Origin of the sequence: Olsenella kribbiana, assembly GCF_036408795.1 — a bacterium.
Taxonomy (GTDB): domain Bacteria; phylum Actinomycetota; class Coriobacteriia; order Coriobacteriales; family Atopobiaceae; genus Olsenella_L; species Olsenella_L kribbiana.
Window position 1 is genome coordinate 106,304 of record NZ_JAZGJP010000003.1, and the last position, 20,626, is coordinate 126,929.

Below are 20,626 nucleotides of genomic sequence, written 5' to 3' on the forward strand. Positions count from 1 at the left end.
AGTTACTTTCAGTAGTCGTAGACTAGCGATCTATACGTTGTTCGTGTCGTATTCTGTGGGCTCGGTAGCCTTTACTTCTACCATTCCCGCGTGCCACCTACGGAACCGTGATCTAGCGATCAGATGCTGATGACTTTCATTGAAGAAAGATATTGATTGCTTTTGCGCTATGCGGCTCTCAAGGTACGGGTGCGAGGGCGAGCCCTCAGGACCGGATGCTGCTCTCTCGGATATCGGAGACGGGACGTGGGCCTGGAATTGGCGGCAATGAAGGCCCGTCTGTAGGTATTGTCTTTCTGGAATAGCGATATGCTCCCTAGAAAGGAGGTGATCCATCCGCACGTTCTCGTACGGATACCTTGTTACGACTTCACCCCCCTTACCCTCCACACCTTCGGCACCTCCCTCCCTTGCGGGTTGGGCCGGCGACTTCGGGTGCAGACGACTCGGGTGGTGTGACGGGCGGTGTGTACAAGGCCCGGGAACGCATTCACCGCGGCGTGCTGATCCGCGATTACTAGCAACTCCGGCTTCGTGGAGGCGGGTTGCAGCCTCCAGTCCGAACTGGGGCCGGCTTTGGGGATTCGCTCCTGCTCGCGCAGTGGCAGCCCGCTGTGCCGGCCATTGTAGCACGTGTGCAGCCCAGGACATAAGGGGCATGATGACTTGACGTCGTCCCCGCCTTCCTCCGGCTTGACGCCGGCGGTCTCGCATGGGTGCCCGGCCGGACCGCTGGCAACATGCGACGGGGGTTGCGCTCGTTGCGGGACTTAACCCAACATCTCACGACACGAGCTGACGACAGCCATGCACCACCTGTCCAGGCTCCTCTCGGCCACGGCGTCTCCGCCGCTTCACCTGGATGTCAAGCCCTGGTAAGGTTCTTCGCGTTGCATCGAATTAAGCCACATGCTCCGCTGCTTGTGCGGGCCCCCGTCAATTCCTTTGAGTTTTAGCCTTGCGGCCGTACTCCCCAGGCGGGGCACTTAATGCGTTGGCTGCGGCACGGAGGGCAGATCCCCCCACACCTAGTGCCCATCGTTTACGGCTAGGACTACCAGGGTATCTAATCCTGTTCGCTCCCCTAGCTTTCGCGCCTCAGCGTCAGTCGTGGCCCAGAAGGCCGCCTTCGCCACCGGTGTTCTTCCCGATATCTGCGCATTCCACCGCTACACCGGGAATTCCGCCTTCCCCTGCCAGACTCAAGCCGGCCGGTATCGGGAGCGGACGGGGGTTGAGCCCCCGGATTTGACTCCCGACCAGGCTGGCCGCCTACGCGCGCTTTACGCCCAATGAATCCGGATAACGCTTGCCCCCTACGTATTACCGCGGCTGCTGGCACGTAGTTAGCCGGGGCTTCTTCTGCAGGTACCGTCACTTTCGCCTCGTCCCTGCTGAAAGCGGTTTACAGCCCGAAGGCCTTCGTCCCGCACGCGGCGTCGCTGCATCAGGCTTCCGCCCATTGTGCAAGATTCCCCACTGCTGCCTCCCGTAGGAGTCTGGGCCGTGTCTCAGTCCCAATCTGGCCGGTCGGTCTCTCAACCCGGCTACCCATCATCGCCTTGGTGGGCCGCTGCCCCGCCAACTAGCTAACAGGCCGCGGGCCCATCCCTCGCCGTCTGGGCTTTCCCGCCCTCCCCATGCGGGGGAGGCGGAGTATCCGGTATCATCCACGGTTTCCCGAGGCTGTCCCGGTGCGAGGGGCAGGTTGCCCACGTGTTACTCAGCCGTTCGCCACTTTATATGCGCCCGAAGGCGCCTTAACCGTTCGACTTGCATGTGTTAGGCGCGCCGCCAGCGTTCATCCTGAGCCAGGATCGAACTCTCCGTTCAGATATGTCCATGCCCTGAGGCATGTCCTATCGAGTGTATGGAGCCTCCGTCCCGCTTTTCCAGTTCTCGCCGATCTGGATTCATGTCTCTCAAAGAATTGAATCGACGGATGCTGTCTTGTCGATAGCATCGCTCACGTCTGTCTTCCGATCTCTTCGATCGCAGTATCCGGTTTTCAAGGTTCGCTGCGCTGGCTGCGTCCCGGATTTCCGGGTGCGCTTGAGCGCGAGGAATAACAATACGCTCCTCCCCCGCCCTGCGCCAGCACATTCCTGCCTCTGCACAGTTTCTGCACAAATGCTGAAAAGAGCGCCCTCCGGCGCCCTCTTCAGCATCCCCTCTTTTCAGCCGTCTCAGAACGACTCGAGCATGCCCACGCTCGACTTGAGCAGGGCATCGCGCTCCTTTGCCGTATGGGCCTCTGCATAGACCCTGACGGTCGGCTCGGTCCTCGATGGCCTCACCATCGTCCATGACCCATCATCGAAGGTCAGCTTGAGCCCGTCGCCATGCGATACCTGTGAGGGTGCCTTGCCAGCCACGCTTGGCGGATTGAGGCCGGGAAGCAGGAGGCGGAACGACTCTATCGCCCCATAGTCGAGGCGCACATCGCGCCTGCCGTAGAAGAAGGAGCCGATATTCTGGTCGAGCTCTTCCACAAGCTCGCTCAGGTGCTTCCTGCGTGCAGCGACATATTCGACAAGAAGGAGCGCGGCCAGAAGGCCATCGCGCTCCGGGAAATGGGATGGCAGGCAGACCCCGCCATACTCTTCGGTCGCCAGGAGCACGTCTCCATCCCACATCTCGCTGTAGAGACGTCCGAATCCGACGAGCGTCTCTGTCATATCGAGCCCCAGGCGCTCTGCCTGCGTCTTGATGCTTGCCGAGCACGAGATAGTGGCCACGATGCGGCCCGTCTCATGCCGGTCACTTGCCAGATGGTCCATAAGGAGCGGCACGAAGGCCTTCGGTGCGAGCAGCACTCCCCTGTCATCCACCGCTGTTGCGCGGTCTGCATCCCCGTCGAAGACGAGGCCGAAATCTGCGTGCTGTGCGACGATGCTGCGTTCGCATTCGTCGACCCAGGGCTCTGTCGGATCGGGATGGATGCCGCCGAAGTCGGTGCTCGGACCTCCGTGGATCTCTGACACCTCGCACCCCATGCCGCGCAGAAGCTCTGCCATATAGCCTGAGGCTGCCCCATACATGGGGTCCACGAGGACCTTGAGATGGGCCGAGGCGATGAGGTCACAGTCGACCTTCGATGCGATGTCAGCCAGATAGGCGGTCATGAGGTCGGCATGCTCGAACGTGCCGCGCTCGAGAGGTGCGACAGGTGCGATGAGCTCCTCGACCTCATCCATGAATATGCGGGAGGCAGGGCTTCCGTCTGCCATGCGCAGTATCACTCCGCCGTAGTCGGCATCGGCCTCGGAAGCCGTGATCATGATGCCGCCTACAGCCATTGCGTCCTGTGCAAGGTTCCAGCCGAGTGCAGGCAGAGGACAGGGCCTGTCCGACACCTTCACATGCAGGCCTGCCGCAGCAAGAACGCCCGCCGCGACATCTGCGAGTTCGCAGGCATCGCGGCGGGTATCGTATCCGACCAGTATCGTTGCGCCGGAACGCGTATCCGACCAGAGGACGGCAAGCGCCTCTGCGATGCGGGCGACCGACGAGGCATCGAACCCCTCGCCATAGCGTGCCCGCCAGCCACGCGTTCCGAACCGGATGATTCCCATAAGGCTCCTAGAGCTTGACCTCCCCGAGCGCCTCCTTGAAGGCAGTCGCCAGGCTGGGGTCTTCGAGTGCCATGCGTGCGTTCGTGGCCGCCCAGGCTGCAGGAGTGCCGGTATCGCAGCCCTCTGCCGGATCGACCACCAGAGCGTACATTTCCTCTTCGTCGAGCAGCTTCAGCATCGAATCGGTGAGCTGGATCTCTCCGCCGGCGCCCGGCGTCTGCGTTGCCAGGAGCTCCATGACGCGAGGGGTAAGGAGATAGCGGCCGACGATGAAGAGGTGGGACGGTGCATCCTCCTTCTTCGGCTTCTCGACCATGCCCGAGAGCTTCCAGACCGCGCCTTCAGACTCGGGATCGGTGACATCTGTGCCGTCGAGCATGCCGACACACTCTCCAGCGACGATGCCGTAGCGGCTGACCTGGTCCTCAGGGACGGGCGCCACCGCGATGACAGAGCAGTTGTTGTGGGCCTTCGAGACCTCTGCCATCCTCACGCACATCTGGCGGTCAGGCACGAAATAGTCGCCGAGGAGGACAAAGAACGGGTCTCCGTCCATCTTGTCTGCTGCGCAGTGGATGGCATGTCCGAGTCCCAGCGGCTTCTCCTGGTAGACGAAGGAGACCGGAAGCGCGCTTGCTGCTGCGACCTTTTCTGCCAGCGCATCCTTGCCATGGGCATGCAGATATGCCTCGAACTCCTCGTCCTTTGCGAAGTAGTGCTCGATCTGCGGCTTCATGCGGGAGTTCACGATCACGACCTCGTCGACTCCCTCAGGCTCGAGTGCCTCTTCCACGACGTACTGGATGACCGGCTTGTCGATGACGGGAAGGAGCTCCTTCGGCGTGCACTTCGTGGCCGGGAGGAAGCGGGTTCCGAGTCCTGCAGCAGGAATGATGGCTTTCATGGAATTGACCTTTCAGAAGCATTGTTCAGTCATTTGCACTATCAGTCAGCCTGTTCAGGATAGCGCTCATTGCCTTGTACATGCCACCCATCGGCTTGTGCGGCCCGACATTGCGCCGCAGACGGCACAAATCTGCCTGTCTTGCACGGATGCTCCACAATTGGGGCCCCGGGTCTCCATCCCTAGAGATCGAGCTGGTCGAACGTGTCTGCCATGACGCCAGCCATTTCAGGGCCGGCACCTTTGCCCGGGCCGACAAGGCGGATGCCAGCACGTACAAGGTCGGCTATAGCCGTCGCCACGGCATGCATGCTGTCGAGACGCGAGCGGTCCGTCCGGGCGCCGCGCTCCGTCGTGTCGGCAATGCGCACGAGCAGAGATACGCCTGCCTCAGCCGCTGCCTCGGACAGACGGTCCGAAAGCGCGCAGGCGCTGACCGCATCGAGCCCTTCGACACCGAGCGTGGCAAGCCCCAGCTTTCCTGCTTCTGCCACCGCATCGAAGACCGAGGCTCCGTCTGCGAGATTGTGTCCGGAGTCGAGCACGACAGAGCCGATGATCGGACGGTAAGCTCCCAGCTCGCGGGCGATTGCCGCATAGCCTGCACCCTTGGCAGCAGCCCTCAGGTGCGCCAGATCAGGCATCGAAGCCAGCAGCAGCCCATGCACGCCCTTCGAGATGAGGCGGCGCGCCTCATCCTCATAGGCCCTCACTGCTTCATCTTCTGACGAGGCATCGTCCAGGCAGCTCGGACCGAGCGCGCCTACGACGAAGGGGGAAGCACTCCTGAAGGCAAGACGCACGCCACGCGCGCAGGCATCCTCCATGCGGATGCCAGTGTCTTCCTTTGCAAGCGTCGGTGCCGAGCAGCGCTCCGTGAACGTCACGGCGACATCTGCACCCACATCGTGATAGATTCTGTGGGCATGGGCCACCGTCTCCTGCTCGAACATGAGCCATTCAGCGTCGGTCACCTCTTCGCCCGACGGGAACTCCGACAGGATGTAGCGGATATCCCCCGGGAAGACGAGCGTGCCCTTCCCATCAGGCGCCAGGAGCTCGCCCAGGCTCTGCGCCGCCTCATCATCTGCATCAAGCTCAGCCATAGGCCCTTACCTCTCGAATGTCACGCCCTGCTTCTTCATGTACTCGATCCAGCGCTTCTGCGTATCGTGGGAGAGTGCATGCTCCATGAGGCAGGCCTCTTCGTCTGCCGTCTCGGGCTCGACACCCAGATCGTTTGTGAGGAAGCTCCTGAGCACGCGGTGGCAGAGCCACACGTGCGCAGCGTATTCCTTGCCTTCCGGCGTGAGCGTGACCTTGCCATAGCGGGTCTGCTCGACCATGCCGGATTCCTTGAGCGTCGAGAGCGCCTTGTTGACGGAAGCCTTCGAGACCCCGAGCTGTTCAGCCACATCGACCGAACGCACGCCGTCCGTGCTTACCGCCTCTTTCGAAAGCCGGTAGATCGACTCGAGGTAGTCCTCGTTTGCCATCGTCAGGCTATGCTCCGGCGCGATATCGTTTCTTGCCATATGCTTCTCCGCATCCAAAGTTGCTGTCTGCGTTCTCTTACCCATCTTGGGCGCATCTGCATGCAGCCCATTTCAGACGAGCATACCAGACCCTGCCTCCGCATGAAAAAAGGGCACAGCCTTGAAAGCTGCGCCCTGAAACGTTCAATGAGTTCCTATCAGAGGAAATCCTCGTCGTCGGCCTCGATCGTCTTCCTCACGACGTGGGCTCCGAGGGACTGGAGCTTGTCGACGAAGCGCTCGTAGCCGCGGTCGATATGGTGGATTGCCGATACTGTCGTCGTACCTTCCGCGACAAGGCCTGCCATCACAAGGGCAGCGCCACCACGGAGATCGGGCGACTTCACCTGGGCACCCTGCAGGGTCTTGACGCCGTGCACGATTGCGTGGTGTCCCTCGATCTTGATGTCTGCTCCCATGCGGTTGAGCTCGGAGGCAAACATGAAGCGGTTCTCGAAGATGTTCTCCGTGATGATGCAGGTGCCTTCGGCAAGCGCGAGCACGCACATGGTCTGGGCCTGCATATCGGTCGGGAATCCCGGATACGGAAGCGTCTGGATATCGACAGGACGCAGGCTTCCCGTGCGGGACACGGTGCAGCAGCGGCTGCCGCGCTCGACCTTCATGCCCATCTCTTCGTACTTCCTGAGCACGAGCCCCAGATGCTGCGGCTCGAAGCCGCGGACCGTGATCGGATCCTTCGTGAGTCCTGCCATCGCGAGGAAGGTGCCCGCCTCGATGCGGTCGCCGACGACCGCATGCTCGACCGGGTGGAGCTCCTTCACGCCTTCGACCTCGATGATCGGAGAGCCTGCACCCTTGATGCTGGCGCCCATCTCGTTCAGCATGTTCGCGAGATCGACGATCTCAGGCTCGCGTGCGGCGTTGTCGATGGTCGTCGTCCCTTTTGCGAAGACGCTTGCCATCATCAGGTTCTCTGTCGCGCCGACCGAAGCGAACTCGAGCGTCACCATGGCGCCCTTGATGCCATCAGGTGCCGACGCATGGATGTTGCCGTGGTCGATCTCGAACTTCACGCCCAGGGCCTCAAGGCCCAAGATGTGCATATCGATCTTGCGGGCGCCGATGTTGCAGCCGCCAGGCATAGCGACAATGGCCTTGCCGAAGCGGGCAAGCAAGGGGCCAAGCACTGCCGTGGAGGCGCGCATCTGGGCAACGAGCTCATAGGGCGTCTCCCACTTGTCCACGTTCGAGGTATCGATCACGAGGGTATGGGTGTCGCGCACCTCGATTGTAGCGCCGAGACGCTTCAACACCTTCCCCATCACATGGACATCCGAGATGTTCGGGACGTTCGTGAGCGTCGTCGTGCCGGGCGCCATGATCGTTGCCGCCATGAGCTTCAGCGCGGAGTTCTTTGCACCCTCGACCGTTACCTCGCCTGTGACGGGATAGCCGCCCTCTATCTGGATAACTTCCATGTACTTCCTATCTATGCGGTCTGCTTGGCCGCAGCCGTCGGCGCTTCCTTCAGAAGGAGGTCGCACCAGTCGATCTTGTTCTGGTAGTACGCACGGCGGTGGTCGTCTTCCGGCAGGGCGTTCTTTGCATTGAGCGCCTTCTGCTTCGTCTGCTCGACGACGACAGGATCGATATCGTCGATGTCGCGGGCATGGTCGGCCAGCACGATGACCGTGTTGTTGTCGATCTCGGCATAGCCGCCGGAAATGACGATACGGCGCAGGTCGCCGCCATCTTCCTTGCGGCGGGTGATGCGCATGACGCCGTCGCCCAGAGCGAGGATCTCAGAGGCATGGCCCGGCCAGACGCCGACTTCGCCGGTATATGAGACAAGCACGACATGGGCGATAGGCCCCTCAAGGAGGAGCCTATCCGGTCGCACTATCTGACAGGTGAGTTCTGCCATCTGTACTTCCCTACTCAGCCTCGGCGGAGCCCTCCGCCTCGGCCTTCATCTTTGCTGCACGTGCACGGACATCGTCGATGTTGCCGGCATTGCGGAATGCCTGCTCGGGGATATCGTCGCATTCGCCGTCGATGATGGCAGCAAACGAGCGGACGGTATCTTCGACCCTGACGTAGACGCCCGGCTGGCCCGTGAACTTCTCGGCCACATGGAACGGCTGAGAGAGGAACTGCTGGACCTTGCGGGCACGGTTGACGGTCTGGCGCTGCTCTTCGGAGAGCTCGTCCATACCGAGAATGGCGATGATGTCCTGGAGGTCGGAGTACTCCTGCAGAATCTCCTGCACGGCCGTGGCGACACGGTAGTGCTCTTCGCCGACGACTGCGGGGTCGAGGGCGGAGCTGGAGGAGGCAAGAGGATCGACTGCCGGGTAGATGCCAAGCTGGGTAATGGCACGCGAAAGGACCGTCGTGGCGTCGAGGTGCGTGAACGTCGTCGCAGGTGCCGGGTCGGTCAGGTCGTCTGCCGGGACATAGACTGCCTGGACAGACGTAATCGAACCCTCGCGCGTCGAGGTGATGCGCTCCTGCAGGTCGCCCATCTCCGTTGCGAGCGTCGGCTGGTAGCCGACTGCGGAAGGCATGCGGCCAAGAAGCGCGGAGACCTCAGAGCCTGCCTGCGAGAAGCGGAAGATGTTGTCGATGAAGAGCAGGACGTCCTGGCCCTGATCGCGGAAGTACTCAGCGGTCGTAAGGCCGGCAAGGGCGACACGGAGACGTGCTCCAGGCGGCTCGTTCATCTGTCCGTAGACCAGGCAGGTCTTGTTGATGACGCCAGACTCGCTCATCTCGAGGTAGAGGTCGGTACCCTCACGGGTACGCTCGCCGACGCCGGTGAAGACGGACGTGCCGCCGTGCTCCTGCGCCAGGTTGTTGATGAGCTCCTGAATCAGGACGGTCTTGCCGACGCCTGCGCCACCGAAGAGGCCCGTCTTGCCGCCGCGGACATACGGCTCCAGGAGGTCGATGGCCTTGATGCCGGTCTCGTAGACCTCCATGGTCGTCGTCAGGTCCTCGAAGGCAGGTGCCGGACGGTGGATCGGATAATACGCGAGTCCCTCAGGCATGGGCTTGCCGTCGACCGGCTGGCCCATGACATTCCAGACGCGGCCGAGCGTTGCCTCGCCGACCGGCATCATCATAGGCTGGCCCGTATCCTTGGCTTTGAGGCCACGCTGCATGCCGTCGGTCGATGCCATGGCGACCGTACGGACGACACCGTGCGGAAGTTGGGACTCGACTTCGAGCACCACATGGACCTTGCCCATGGGGGTCTCGCCGTCGACGATGAGGGCGTTGTAGATGTCAGGCACCTGGTCGTCGAACGCGACGTCGACGACAGCGCCGACGATGCGCACGACGGTGCCGACACCGGCGCTATGCTTGCGGTAGTCGCGCGCAAGCGCCTCGAAGTCGACGCTGTTCTTTTCTTGTTCTGCCATCAGTTGTCCTCCAATGCGGACGCACCGCCGATGATCTCGTTGAGCTCGGTAGTGATGGAGCCCTGCCTGACGCGGTTGTACATGCGCGAAAGCGATGTGATGACCTCGTTCGCGTTGTCCGTAGCGGACTGCATGGCGCGACGGCGTGCGCCATGCTCTGCTGCGGCGGAGTCAAGCAGCGCGTGGAAGATGACCGTCCTGATGTAGGCCGGCATCAGATATCCAAGCACCTTGGAAGCGCTGGGGTCGAACGTGAACTCCGTATAGAGCTCGTGTCCGACATGCTCGAGCGCCTCGGGATTGCGCGGTGCGTTAGGAATGACAAGATCCTCGGTACGCACGGGCAGGAGCTGCTCGGTGACCTTGTCCTGGTCGACCCTGTTGCGGGCGTGCATGTAGTAGAGCATGACGCGGTCGATGGTCTCGGCCTTGTAGCCGTCCATGACATAGGAGGCGATACGGTCTGCCTCGTCCATCGTCGGCTCGGAGGAGATGCCCACGAAGGACATGACCGGCTCGAGGCCGCGGTAGGTGAAGTAGTCCGTAGGCTTCCTGCCGCACGTGATGAGGAGGCTCTTCTTGCCCTGGCGCTTCAGGGTCTCCATCTCATGCTGGACCTCGCGCTGGAGATTGATATTGAAGCCACCAGCAAGGCCGCGGTCGGATGCGATGAGGATGAAGAGGACGCACTTCTCCTTGTCGTGCGTGGCCAGGAGCGGCTGCGACAGGTCGACGCCGGCATTGGCGACGTTTGCGAGCATGCGCTTGATTGCATCCTTATAGGGTGCTGCCTGCTCGGCGCGCTCCAATGCCTTGCGGATCTTGGCGGTGGAGACCATCTCCATCGTCCTCGTGATCTGCATCGTCGCTGTGACGGAGGAGATGCGCTTGTTTATCTCGCGAAGGTTCGACATGTGCCGTGCCTCACGCCTTCTCGTTCTCGTCCGTGTCTTCCTCTTCCTTCTTCACGCCGTGCTTCTCGAGGAAGCTCGCCTTGAAGTGGTCGAGGTGCGTCCTGATCTGGTCGGCCATTGCGTCGGAGATGCGGTTCTTGCGGATCTCCTGGCGAATCCCGTCATGGCGGGTAGCCATGTACTGGACCATCTCATCCCTGAACGGGACGACGAGGTCGAGGTCGAGATCGTCGACGTAGCCTTCCTTGCCCGCAAAGAGCGTGAGCACCTGGTCGGCGACATCGAGTGCGGCATAGCGGCCCTGCTTCAACAGTTCCGTCATGCGTGCGCCGTGGTTCAGCTGGTACTGGGTCGTTGCATCCAGGTCGGAGCCGAACTGGGAGAAGGCCTGCTTCTCGCGGTAGTATGCAAGGTCGGAGCGCAGCGTGCCTGCAACCTGCTTCATGGACTTCAGCTGTGCGGCGCCGCCGACACGAGACACCGAGATGCCGACATCGACTGCCGGGCGCTGGCCCTGGAAGAACAGGTTCGTCTGCAGGTATATCTGGCCATCCGTGATGGAAATCACGTTCGTCGGAATATAGGCCGAGACATCGCCGTCCTGCGTCTCAATGATCGGGAGTGCCGTGAGCGATCCTGCGCCGTTGGCGTCAGAAAGCTTGCAGGCGCGCTCGAGCAGGCGCGAATGCAGATAGAAGATGTCGCCCGGGTAGGCCTCGCGTCCAGGCGGACGATGAAGCGTCAGCGACATCTGACGATAGGCCACGGCCTGCTTCGACAGGTCGTCGTAGACCACGAGCACGTGTCCGCCGTGATGCTGCGCATCTGCGGGATGGCCATGCTCGTCGTTGTACATGAAGTACTCGCCTATGGCAGCGCCTGCCATAGGAGCGATGTACTGCATAGGAGCAGAATCGGCAGCCGTAGCAGAGACGATGATCGTCTTGTCGAGGACACCGTGCTGCTTCAGGGACTCGCGGATCGATGCAACCGTCGAGGCCTTCTGGCCGATAGCGACGTAGATGCAGATGATATCCGTGTCCTTCTGATTCACGATCGTATCGATTGCAATGGCGGTCTTGCCCGTCTTGCGGTCGCCGATGATGAGCTCACGCTGGCCACGTCCGATAGGCACCATTGCATCGACGGCAAGCAGGCCTGTCTGGACAGGCTCGCAGACCGGCTGGCGCTCCATGATGCCAGGAGCCTTGAACTCAATCGGACGGCGGTGCGTCGTGTTGATCGGGCCAAGACCGTCGATCGGCTGGCCGAGCGGATTCACGACACGGCCGAGCATCTTGTGGCCGACAGGAATGTCCATGACGCGACCGGTCGTGCGGCACTCGTCGCCCTCCTTGATGGAGTCGACTTCGCCGAACAGGACCGCGCCCACATCGTGCTCGTCGAGGTTCTGCGCCAGGCCGTACACGGTATGTCCCGTCTCAGAGCTCGTGAACTGCAGAAGCTCTCCTGCCATGGCAGACTTGAGTCCGGAGACACGGGCAATGCCGTCTCCGACCTGGGTCACCACAGACGACTCCTGCGTATCCACCGTGGCGGTCACGCCAGCCAGCTGGCTGCGCAGCTGCGCCATGATGGCTTCGGAGCTGATTTGGCTCACTATTCTTCACCTCCGAGGAAGGATGTAGAAAGCTTCTTCCTGATGTTGACGAGCTGCGCCTTCACCGAAGCGTCATAGCGGTTGCCACGCTCCTCGATGACGATGCCGCCGATGATTGAAGGATCGACACGCTCGACGAGATAGATCGGGGCCTTGAGGTCCTTCTCCATCTTTGCGCGTACCTCTCCCCTCAGCTTGTCATCCATCGGCACAGCTGTCGTGACCGTGACGGACACGGTCTTGTCATCCTGGTCGACCAGGGTCTTGTACTGATGTGCAACATCCTTTACAAGATCGAGGTCATTGTCCTCACGCATCGCCGTGAGGGTCTCGAGGACCTCAGGCGTGAACTTGACGGCATGCTGCCATTGGACAAGGTCGGCATTGGCTCTTCCCTCGGAACGGGCTGCATCGAGCAGTGCGCGGGTATAGGCCTCGACCTTCTCCTCATCATTCTTGCTTGCCATCAGCGCTACCTACTTCCGCAAGGTACTTCTCGGCCAGCTGACGCTGCTGATCCTGGGTCAGTCCATCGCCGATGATCTTGCTGGCGATTTCGACCGAGAGGTCGACGACAGAGCTGGAAATCTCGATCATGGCCTTGTGGCGCTCGGAATCGACCACATCATGGGCCTTTGCGACGGTTGCGGCTGCATCCTTCTGGGCCTTGGCAAGCACCTTGGAGCGCTCGGCTTCGGCCTCCTTCTTTGCAGCTGCGACAATCTCGTCGGCCTGGCGGTTGGCATCTGCGAGACGCTTCTCGTATTCCTTCTTCGTCGCCTCGGCATCTGCCTTTGCCTTTGCGGCATCGTCCAGATCGCCCTTGATCTTGGCCTCGCGGGCATCCATTGCCTTCAGCACGGAAGGCCAGGCGAACTTCGCGAGAACGATCCAGATGATGATGAAGGCGATGCAGGCCGGGATGAACTCTGCCGGCCTCGGCATGAGCAGTGCCATGCCGCCCGAAGACTCCTCAGCAAATGCCAGCGTCGGGAGCGCAAAGGCGACGACGCCCGCCGCGCTCGCAGCTATACCGCGGAAGAAGCTGTTGTTCTTCAAATCCATATTGCTCCCTCTTTCCGCTTGCTGGCCTGGACTACATAATCGAGACGACGAAGCCAATCAGGCACAGAGCCTCGATGAATGCAGCTGCCAGGATGAAGACGGTAAAGAGTCGACCCTGGACCTCGGGCTGGCGAGCCATGCTGTTTGCAACGTTGGCTGCAGAGAGGCCGATACCAAGTGCTGCACCAATGACGCAGAGACCGTAGCCAATAACGTTCACGATTCCTCCTTTGTCATTCGCCAGTCCTTATGGCCGGCGAATACCGAACTATGTACTAGCAGGAAGTCCCTGCGAGTAACCTCGAAGCTATTATTCTTCCGTGCTCTCGGCGCCATTGATGTAGACGGCAGAAAGCAGAGTAAAGATATACGCCTGGATGAAGGCGATCATGAGCTCGACGCCGTAGATCATGATGAGCAGGACCATCCAGAGGGCAGACATGGCGCCCGTGCCGACTGCAGCGGCAGAGATCGCACCATTGATGAGCGGCTCGAGGAAGATCGTGCACATGATTGCGAAGGTGCCCATGACGACATGGCCTGCGAACATGTTGCAGAAAAGACGGACGGCAAGCGTGATCAGGCGAAGGAACGTCGAGAAGACTTCGATGATCCACACGACGACACGGATCGGAAGCATGAGGCCGGAAGGCGCGAGGCTCTTCACATAGCCCCAGAGGCCCTTCTTGCGCACGCCGATGTAGATGAAGTAGCAGAACGACATGAGCGCGATGGCGCCCGTGACACCGGTGGAGCCGGTGCCCGGCTTCCACGTCGGCAGCATGCCGATGTAGTTGCCGAAGAGAACGAAGAAGAAGAGCGTTGCAAGGAACGGGAAGTGCTTCCTCCACGTATCGCCGAGCATTGCCTTCGCGATATCGTTTCTGACGAACTCGATCAGGTACTCGACGCCGTTCACGAAGACGCCGTGCGGCACGAGGCTCGCGCTCTGCTTCTTCGTGAAGACGAGCAGCACAGCTACGCACAGAGCGCATGCAACGAGGAGCCAGAACGTATAGATCGTCAGGCCGAACGTCGTATCGCCGACAACCGCAGTCGGATAGAACGTATTTATGAGCTCGCTCATCGAATTCGAGACTTCGGCAAAGGCTTCGCCCACGATGACTACTTCCCTTCACTCACACATATCATGCTCAGTCTGAAGAGAGGGCGGAGCGTATGGCTTCGACTACCCATGCAGACAGGAACACGCCTATTGCTGATACCCCAAACATCAGGACATCTTTCGGTTTCAGCACGTACACCATAACAAACGCAGCCATCAGGAGAGCAAAGGAGAACACGGCTGCACCGAAGGCACGGCCCAGGCGCGCTTCTATCCTCTTCCTCCTGACCAGCTCCAGAAGGACAACGCCTGGCAGCGCCGCCAGAAGGCCACACATGAGCCCTGCCGCGGTCACGCCCAAGCGCTACCTCCTTCTTGCTGCAGCATTCGCGCTGAAAAACGTCTTCAGACAATATTCGTACCCACCGAGAATGTCCACTCATCCACCTAAACTCGGGTCTGCACCTCAGTTTCGACACATTTCTGACTTGCGTTCAAAAACAGGAGACACCCCCGGTGGGAACGGAATTACTTCGTGCCGTAGATGCGGTCTCCCGCATCGCCCAGGCCCGGCAGGATGTAGGCATCCTTGTTGAGCTCGCGGTCGAGCGCGCAGGTGTAGAGGCGCACATCCGGGTCGTAGTCGAGGACAGCGTGCACGCCTTCGGGAGCAGAGACGAGCGTGAGCGCACGGATGTCCTTCACGCCGGCCTCCCGCAGGAACTGGATTGCCGCTGTCATGGATCCGCCCGTGGCAAGCATCGGGTCGACGATCAGGCAGGTGCGCTTGTCCACATCGGGCGGGAACTTGCAGTAGTACTGGTGCGGCTCATGCGTCTCGGGATCGCGGTACATGCCCACGTGTCCCACGCGGGCAGACGGCACGAGGTCGAGGATGCCATCGACCATGCCCAGTCCTGCACGCAGGATCGGGATGATGGCGACCTTTTTGCCGGCGATGCGCTTGCAGACCGTCTTCTCGAGCGGGGTCTCGACCTCGACATCCTCGAGCGGGAAGTCGCGCATGGCCTCATAGCCCTCGAAGATGGCAAGCTCGGTCACGAGCTCGCGGAACTGCTTCGTGCTCGTGTTCTTGTCGCGCAGGATGTGGAGCTTGTGCTGCACGAGCGGGTGGTCGATGATCTGAAAGCGTGGATCGTTGATTTCTGCCATATCTAGCACCCCTCGGAATCGACGCCAGCAAACTTCGGATCGTCCTCGCGCATGATCTTCGTGACCCTGCGCTCATGCCTGCCACCCAGAAAGTCGGTCTCGAGGAACGTCTTCACGAAGTCCATGTTGTCGGAAAGCGACACGAAGCGGCCTGAGAGGCAGATGACATTGGCATTGTTGTGCTGGCGGGCAAGCTCTGCGAACTCATGCGACGTGATCGTCACTGCACGCACGCCCGGCACCTTGTCAGCCGTGATGGCCATGCCGAGGCCGGTACCGCAGATGAGGACGCCGAAATCGGCCTCTCCTGCTGCAACCTTGCGCGCCACCTTGTCGGCGTAGTCAGGATAGTCCACGGAATCGAAGCTCTCAGGCCCGAGGTCTTCCACCTCATGGCCCAGAGACTCGATGAACTGCACCATAGGCGGCTTGAAGCCGTATCCGCCATGGTCGGATGCTATGGCAATGCGCACGTCGTGCTCCTTTCAAAGGCTATACCTCTTTCGATTATGGCACCAAACGCGCAGCTTGGCTATGTGCGCTCCTGCCTCACGAGAGGGCACGCTCAACAGCGCGGCGCCACCCTGCGATGAGGCGCGTGCGCTCTTCCTCTTGCATCTCGGGCACGAATGTACGCTCGATGCTCCGGAGCTGGCAGAGCTCTTTGCGCGAGCCCCAGACGCCTGTGGCGAGCCCTGCGATATAGGCGGCACCGAGAGCCGTCGTCTCGCCGACTGCGCAGCGCACGACATTTGCCTGGAGCAGGTCCGCCTGGAACTGCATGATGAAGTCATTGCGCGACGCTCCGCCGTCGACCTCGAGCGAGGAGAGCGAAGACGAAGTGTTCCCGAACATGGCCTCGGCGATATCGTAGGTTTGGTACGCAAGGGACTCGCAGGCAGCGCGCACGATGTGCGCCCGCTTCGTGCCGCGCGTGAGGCCGCACAAAAGGCCTCTGGCATCTGCGTCCCACCAGGGTGCACCGAGTCCCGTGAATGCAGGAACGAGATAGCAGCCCTGCGTATCTGGAATGGAGAGTGCAATGTCTGCCGTCTCCTGCGCAGAGGAGATGAGGCCCACGTCGTCTCTCAGCCACTGAATGACCGTGCCGGCATTGAAGACAGAGCCTTCGAGCGCATAGGCGATCTCTGAGCCCTGGGCGATGCCGATTGTCGTGACAAGACCATGGTCAGAAAGCTTCGGCTCGGCACCGACATTTGCAAGCAGGAAGCAGCCCGTGCCATACGTGTTCTTGGCAGATCCCGACGCAAAGCAGCAGTGGCCGAAGAGCGCTGCCTGCTGGTCGCCTACGACACCCGTGATCGGAGGCCTGTGCGAGAGGATATTGTGCGTCACATAGCCGAAGTCGCCATCCGATGGCTTTGCCTCAGGCAGGAGATTCATGGGCACGCCGACAAGATCGCACAGCTCCTTGTCCCAGCAGAGCTTCGTGATATCGAAGAGCATTGTGCGCGAGGCATTCGTATAGTCTGTCGCATGCACCTTGTGCGCCGTGAGGTTCCAGACAAGCCACGTATCGATCGTGCCGGCCAGAAGCTTTCCTGCCTCCGCATCAGCACGCGCTCTCTCCACATGGTCCAGGATCCAGGCAATCTTCGTGCCCGAGAAGTATGGGTCGGGGATGAGGCCGCACTTCTTGTGGATGAGCTCCCCTGCCCCTTCGTCCAAAAGCTTCTGGATCTGGGGCGCCGTGCGGCGGCACTGCCACACGATTGCGTTGTAGATAGGATGCCCCGTCTCCTTGTCCCAGACGACCGTCGTCTCGCGCTGGTTCGCAATCGAGACCGCAGCAAGCCGGTCCGAATGGATGCCGGTCTTGAACTGCACCTCGACCATGCAAGCCACGATGCCCGAGGCGATCTCTTCGGGATCCTGCTCGACCCAGCCCGGATGAGGATAGAAGTTCTTGATCGGGCGGCTGGCCTGTCCGACAGGCTTTCCTTCCTCGTCGAAGATGATGGCACGCACGCTCGTCGTTCCGGCATCGAGCGACATGATATAGCGGGACATGGGCTGCCTCCTGGGATGGCTTCCTCCGAACAGACGCCCCCATTCTGCGAGCCAAGGCCGCAGAAAACACTACCAGTTCCGCAGACGTCATCCCGCTCTCGGTTGAACTCCGCCTTCTGCCGCCCACCCGCGAAATCCTGCCGTTCGCTGATTCTGATTCATCGATTCAGATATTGCTGAATCATTTATCTATTCTGATTCATTGTAGACTGGTTCGGCGATTCAGATCGCCCGGATGAGCAAAGGAGAAGTGGGGTGGCAGATTACAAGGCTCTTGCCCAGACCATCGTGGACAACGTCGGAGGAGCGAACAACGTACGCGCCCTCACGCACTGCGTGACAAGGCTGCGCTTCACGCTCAAGAATCCGAAGCTGACAAAGACAGATGTGCCCGAGAAGACCGATGGTGTCATCAAGGTCATCGAAGCCGGCGGCCAGTACCAGGTCGTCGTCGGCGCCAAGGTCACAGGCCTCTACGACGAGATCCTGGCAGACTTTGACGTCCAGGGTGCAGGCGCGGTCGAGCCAGCACCGGCAGAGGCAGACGGAGATGCGAAGAACAACGCCGTGAACCGCCTCATGGGCACGATGTCCGCCATCCTCATGCCGACGCTTCCGGTCCTTACCGCAGCCGGCATCATCAAGGGCCTCGTCGCCCTCTTTGCTGCCCTCGGCATCCTCTCCACGACAGACGGCATCTACATGGTCTTCTACGCCGTCGGCGATGGCTTCTTCTACTTCCTGCCGATCATGCTCGGCTACACGGCAGCGAAGCACTTCCACTGCAACGAGTTCATCGGCGCCACGATCGGCGCTGCCCTCGTCTATCCGAACATGGTGAATATCGCGACGACGCTTCCGGTCGCAGGCTCGCTCTTTGCCGGGACGCCGTTCCAGATGGACTTCTACAACACGTTCTTCGGCATCCCTATCGTCATGCCTGGCTCTGGCTATACGTCCCCTGTCGTCCCGATCATGATTGCCGTCTGGTTCGCCTCGATCCTGGAGCATGCCTTCAGGAAGCACCTCAATGAGATGGTGCGCGACCTCCTGACCCCGCTCTTCGTGCTTGCGATCTCCGTGCCTGTGACCTACCTCGTGATGGCCCCGTCGTCCAGGGCATCTGCGGCTTGACACTCCCCATGGCTAGAGCCAGGGGATTCTCGCTTCACAGCAGATAGCCTTTCCCCGCTTTCGCGGGGATGGGTCTTACGCCTGCTCCACGAGCGTTCGGGGCACTCGCGCGCCCCCGGTTCCCGCAAGCCCTGCGGTACCGTTTCCTTCCGCCAGCAGCCTCGCGCCCTCGGCGGCGATGTTCTTCGCCGCGTTGAGGTCGCGGTCGTGGCGGGCCCCGCAGGCGGGGCAGGTCCACTCCTCGACGCCCAGCACGACGTTCTTGTTCACGTAGCCGCAGCACGAGCACGTCTTGCTTGACGGGTAGAACCTCCCCACCTTCACGAAGGCACGCCCGTACCAGGCGCACTTGTACTCGAGCTGGCGGGCCATCTCGGACATGGAGGCATCGGACACCGCCTTGGCGAGGTGGCGGCTCTTCTCCATGCCAGCCACGTTCAGGTCCTCGACGGCGATGGCTTGGCTCTCGCGCACCGCGCTCGTCGTGGCCTTGTGGATGGCGTCCTTCCTCTGGTTCGCAATCTTCTCATGGACGCGGGCCACCCGGACCCGCTGCTTGCTCCGCCTGTTGGAGCCCTTCCTCTTCCTCGACAGCCTCCTCTGCTCCCGCGCCAGCCTCTTCTCTGACTTGGCGAGGCTCCTGGGGCTGGCGACAGCCTTGCCGACCGAACGCGCCATGAGGCAGCGGATGCCGGCGTCTATGCCCATGACCTCGACAGGGCCTTCCGGCATGTCGGGCGCAGGGCAGCCCGTGCAGCAGACGGTGACGAAGTATTTGCCCGTCGGCGTCCGCTTGACGGTGGCGTTCACGACGCGGCCCTCGGGCATGCGCGAGACGCGGGCCTTCACCGTGCCGAGCTTCGGCAGCCTGATATGGCCGGCATCCGGCACGGCTATCCCCCAGTTGGTGCGGTAGCTCTGGCGGCTGTCGCGCTTGGACTTGAAGCGGGGGTAGCCAGGCTTGCCGCCGGTCTTGCAGCGGCGGAAGAACCCGTCGAAGGCCCTGCCCAGGTTCACCACGGCCTGCTGGAGCGCGTGCGAGTCCACCTCGGAGAGCCAGGGGGCCTCTTCCCCCTTCCAGGCGGTGACGAGCTTCTGGAGCTGGTAGACGGTAGGCGACTTGCCCGTCTTCTCGTACTGCTCCCTTTTCGTCTCCAGGCACCTGTTGTAGACCCACCGGCAGCAGCCGAAGGTCCGCTCGATGAGGGCGCACTGGTCTGCGCTGGGATAGATGCGGTATTCGTAGGCCCTCTCCATCGCTAGACCCCCTTCTGGCTCTCGATGTACTGCTTCACGGCTGAGAGGGGCGCTCCGCCCACGGTGGAGACGAAGTAGCTGTTGGTCCAGAGGGACGGGAGCCTCTTCTTGAGCCAGGGGAACTCCTCGCGGAGGTCGTGGCTGGTCCTTCCCTTGATGCGCTTCACGGCCCTGTGGATGCCGAGCTGCGGGTCCACCTCCAGCAGCATGTGGACGTGGTCGGGCATGACCTCCATCTCGATTATCTCGAAGGAGAGCTCTTCGGCGACCTCGCGCGCTATCTCCTTGAGGCGCTCGTCCACGCCGTCCACGAGCACCCGACGGCGGTACTTCGGGCAGAAGACCACGTGGTACCTGCAGCTGTAGACGACGTTGTTGTTGCTCTTGCACTCCATGCAGGCATTATACCACATCGACCTGTCTATTGTCGCCTTCGGCGATGCGCGGCTTGGCCCCATGCCTGAAGGAAGAGGCTTGCGCCGCGGGTCTGGCCATCCCCTCGGCCTCTCCAACATCGCCCTTGCCGGCTTCGATTACGTCATGGCTGCAGGCGGCATCGGACCTATGGTCGGCATGGCGCAGGGCCTGTGCATCACGCTGCGCACGAAGTCCAAGAAGGTCCGCGACCTCGCCCTTCCCTCCTTCATCTCCCAGGTCATGGGCGTCGGCGAGCCCCTCATGTACTCGATCCTGATCCCGCTCAGGAAGCCCTACGCGATCAACATCATCGGCGGTGCCATCGGCGGCGCCATCATCGGCGATCTCAAGGGCAAGATCTACGTCTTCGGCGGATCCGGCCTCTTCGGCCTCGCAAACTACGTCGACCCGACAGGAGACCCGACGAACTTCATCCACTGCCTGATCGGCATCCTCGTCGCAATGGTCGCTGTCTTCATCATCCAGTGGATTGCCTATGATTTCGATGCCGAGAAGAAGGTCATCGGAGAATAGAAAGCCTTGCA

21 protein-coding genes and 2 rRNA genes (1 of these 23 only partly in view) are annotated in these 20,626 nt (G+C 61.3%); 2 read left to right on the forward strand and 21 right to left on the reverse strand.

Annotated features, from left to right (window positions below; translation table 11 throughout):
• The 19 genes from VXJ24_RS03285 to glpK all read right to left on the reverse strand — a co-directional run.
• Window positions 1-54: ribosomal RNA gene (locus tag VXJ24_RS03285) — 23S ribosomal RNA — on the reverse strand; it reaches 2,875 nt to the left of the window's first position.
• Window positions 55-320: 266 nt separating this feature from the next.
• Window positions 321-1,833, reverse strand: a 16S ribosomal RNA gene (locus VXJ24_RS03290).
• Together the 16S and 23S rRNA genes form the textbook arrangement of a ribosomal RNA operon.
• Before the next feature lie 353 nt (window positions 1,834-2,186).
• Window positions 2,187-3,575: a phosphohexomutase domain-containing protein gene (locus tag VXJ24_RS03295; RefSeq protein ID WP_330971495.1), complete on the reverse strand. Its 1,389-nt coding sequence runs from the start codon at window positions 3,573-3,575 to the stop codon at window positions 2,187-2,189.
• Window positions 3,576-3,582: 7 nt separating this feature from the next.
• Entirely contained in the window at window positions 3,583-4,479 is an 897-nt protein-coding gene (locus tag VXJ24_RS03300; RefSeq protein ID WP_330971496.1) for a UTP--glucose-1-phosphate uridylyltransferase, read from the reverse strand.
• Window positions 4,480-4,661: 182 nt separating this feature from the next.
• On the reverse strand, window positions 4,662-5,585 hold the full coding sequence (locus VXJ24_RS03305; protein ID WP_330971497.1) for a homocysteine S-methyltransferase family protein: 924 nt from the start codon (window positions 5,583-5,585) through the stop codon (window positions 4,662-4,664).
• Between the two features lie 6 nt (window positions 5,586-5,591).
• Window positions 5,592-6,014: a metal-dependent transcriptional regulator gene (locus tag VXJ24_RS03310; protein ID WP_330971498.1), complete on the reverse strand. Its 423-nt coding sequence runs from the start codon at window positions 6,012-6,014 to the stop codon at window positions 5,592-5,594.
• A gap of 158 nt (window positions 6,015-6,172) precedes the next feature.
• On the reverse strand, window positions 6,173-7,456 hold the full coding sequence (gene murA / locus VXJ24_RS03315) for a UDP-N-acetylglucosamine 1-carboxyvinyltransferase (RefSeq protein ID WP_330971499.1): 1,284 nt from the start codon (window positions 7,454-7,456) through the stop codon (window positions 6,173-6,175).
• An 11-nt stretch (window positions 7,457-7,467) separates the two neighbouring features.
• Complete coding sequence (atpC, locus tag VXJ24_RS03320) at window positions 7,468-7,902, reverse strand: ATP synthase F1 subunit epsilon (protein WP_330971500.1); 435 nt, start codon at window positions 7,900-7,902, stop codon at window positions 7,468-7,470.
• 10 nt (window positions 7,903-7,912) lie between these two features.
• Window positions 7,913-9,403, reverse strand: coding sequence for a F0F1 ATP synthase subunit beta (gene atpD, locus VXJ24_RS03325; RefSeq protein WP_330971501.1), 1,491 nt, complete (start codon window positions 9,401-9,403; stop codon window positions 7,913-7,915).
• On the reverse strand, window positions 9,403-10,317 hold the full coding sequence (gene atpG, locus VXJ24_RS03330; protein ID WP_330971502.1) for an ATP synthase F1 subunit gamma: 915 nt from the start codon (window positions 10,315-10,317) through the stop codon (window positions 9,403-9,405). The genes atpD and atpG overlap by 1 nt, the downstream gene beginning before the upstream one ends.
• 10 nt (window positions 10,318-10,327) lie before the next feature.
• Entirely contained in the window at window positions 10,328-11,941 is a 1,614-nt protein-coding gene (gene atpA / locus VXJ24_RS03335) for a F0F1 ATP synthase subunit alpha (RefSeq protein ID WP_330971570.1), read from the reverse strand.
• On the reverse strand, window positions 11,938-12,405 hold the full coding sequence (atpH, locus tag VXJ24_RS03340; RefSeq protein ID WP_330971503.1) for an ATP synthase F1 subunit delta: 468 nt from the start codon (window positions 12,403-12,405) through the stop codon (window positions 11,938-11,940). Before atpH ends, atpA begins: the two co-directional genes overlap by 4 nt.
• Complete coding sequence (gene atpF, locus VXJ24_RS03345) at window positions 12,389-13,003, reverse strand: F0F1 ATP synthase subunit B (protein ID WP_330971504.1); 615 nt, start codon at window positions 13,001-13,003, stop codon at window positions 12,389-12,391. Before atpF ends, atpH begins: the two co-directional genes overlap by 17 nt.
• 31 nt (window positions 13,004-13,034) lie before the next feature.
• On the reverse strand, window positions 13,035-13,223 hold the full coding sequence (gene atpE, locus VXJ24_RS03350) for an ATP synthase F0 subunit C (RefSeq protein ID WP_330971505.1): 189 nt from the start codon (window positions 13,221-13,223) through the stop codon (window positions 13,035-13,037).
• A 90-nt stretch (window positions 13,224-13,313) separates the two neighbouring features.
• Window positions 13,314-14,123 (reverse strand): F0F1 ATP synthase subunit A, encoded by an 810-nt coding sequence (gene atpB / locus VXJ24_RS03355; RefSeq protein WP_330971506.1) that lies wholly within the window; start codon window positions 14,121-14,123, stop codon window positions 13,314-13,316.
• A gap of 34 nt (window positions 14,124-14,157) precedes the next feature.
• The gene (locus tag VXJ24_RS03360; RefSeq protein ID WP_330971507.1) at window positions 14,158-14,430 is read right to left on the reverse strand and encodes a hypothetical protein; all 273 of its coding nucleotides are present in this window, start codon (window positions 14,428-14,430) and stop codon (window positions 14,158-14,160) included.
• A 167-nt stretch (window positions 14,431-14,597) separates the two neighbouring features.
• The gene (gene upp, locus VXJ24_RS03365) at window positions 14,598-15,242 is read right to left on the reverse strand and encodes a uracil phosphoribosyltransferase (protein ID WP_330971508.1); all 645 of its coding nucleotides are present in this window, start codon (window positions 15,240-15,242) and stop codon (window positions 14,598-14,600) included.
• A gap of 2 nt (window positions 15,243-15,244) precedes the next feature.
• Complete coding sequence (gene rpiB / locus VXJ24_RS03370) at window positions 15,245-15,715, reverse strand: ribose 5-phosphate isomerase B (RefSeq protein ID WP_330971509.1); 471 nt, start codon at window positions 15,713-15,715, stop codon at window positions 15,245-15,247.
• A gap of 76 nt (window positions 15,716-15,791) precedes the next feature.
• A complete protein-coding gene (glpK, locus tag VXJ24_RS03375) occupies window positions 15,792-17,273 on the reverse strand; it encodes a glycerol kinase GlpK (protein ID WP_330971510.1) in 1,482 nt (493 codons plus the stop codon).
• Window positions 17,274-17,528: 255 nt separating this feature from the next.
• Between glpK and VXJ24_RS03380 the strand changes: the two genes are divergently transcribed.
• Window positions 17,529-18,407: a PTS transporter subunit EIIC gene (locus tag VXJ24_RS03380; RefSeq protein ID WP_330971511.1), complete on the forward strand. Its 879-nt coding sequence runs from the start codon at window positions 17,529-17,531 to the stop codon at window positions 18,405-18,407.
• Window positions 18,408-18,482: 75 nt separating this feature from the next.
• Here the strand turns inward: VXJ24_RS03380 and tnpB are convergent, their stop codons facing one another.
• A complete protein-coding gene (gene tnpB / locus VXJ24_RS03385) occupies window positions 18,483-19,664 on the reverse strand; it encodes an IS200/IS605 family element RNA-guided endonuclease TnpB (RefSeq protein ID WP_330971512.1) in 1,182 nt (393 codons plus the stop codon).
• A gap of 2 nt (window positions 19,665-19,666) precedes the next feature.
• On the reverse strand, window positions 19,667-20,059 hold the full coding sequence (tnpA, locus tag VXJ24_RS03390; RefSeq protein WP_330971513.1) for an IS200/IS605 family transposase: 393 nt from the start codon (window positions 20,057-20,059) through the stop codon (window positions 19,667-19,669).
• A gap of 79 nt (window positions 20,060-20,138) precedes the next feature.
• Here tnpA and VXJ24_RS03395 point away from each other — a divergent pair, with 79 nt between their 5' ends.
• Complete coding sequence (locus VXJ24_RS03395; protein ID WP_330971514.1) at window positions 20,139-20,615, forward strand: hypothetical protein; 477 nt, start codon at window positions 20,139-20,141, stop codon at window positions 20,613-20,615.
• Window positions 20,616-20,626 lie beyond the last annotated feature (11 nt).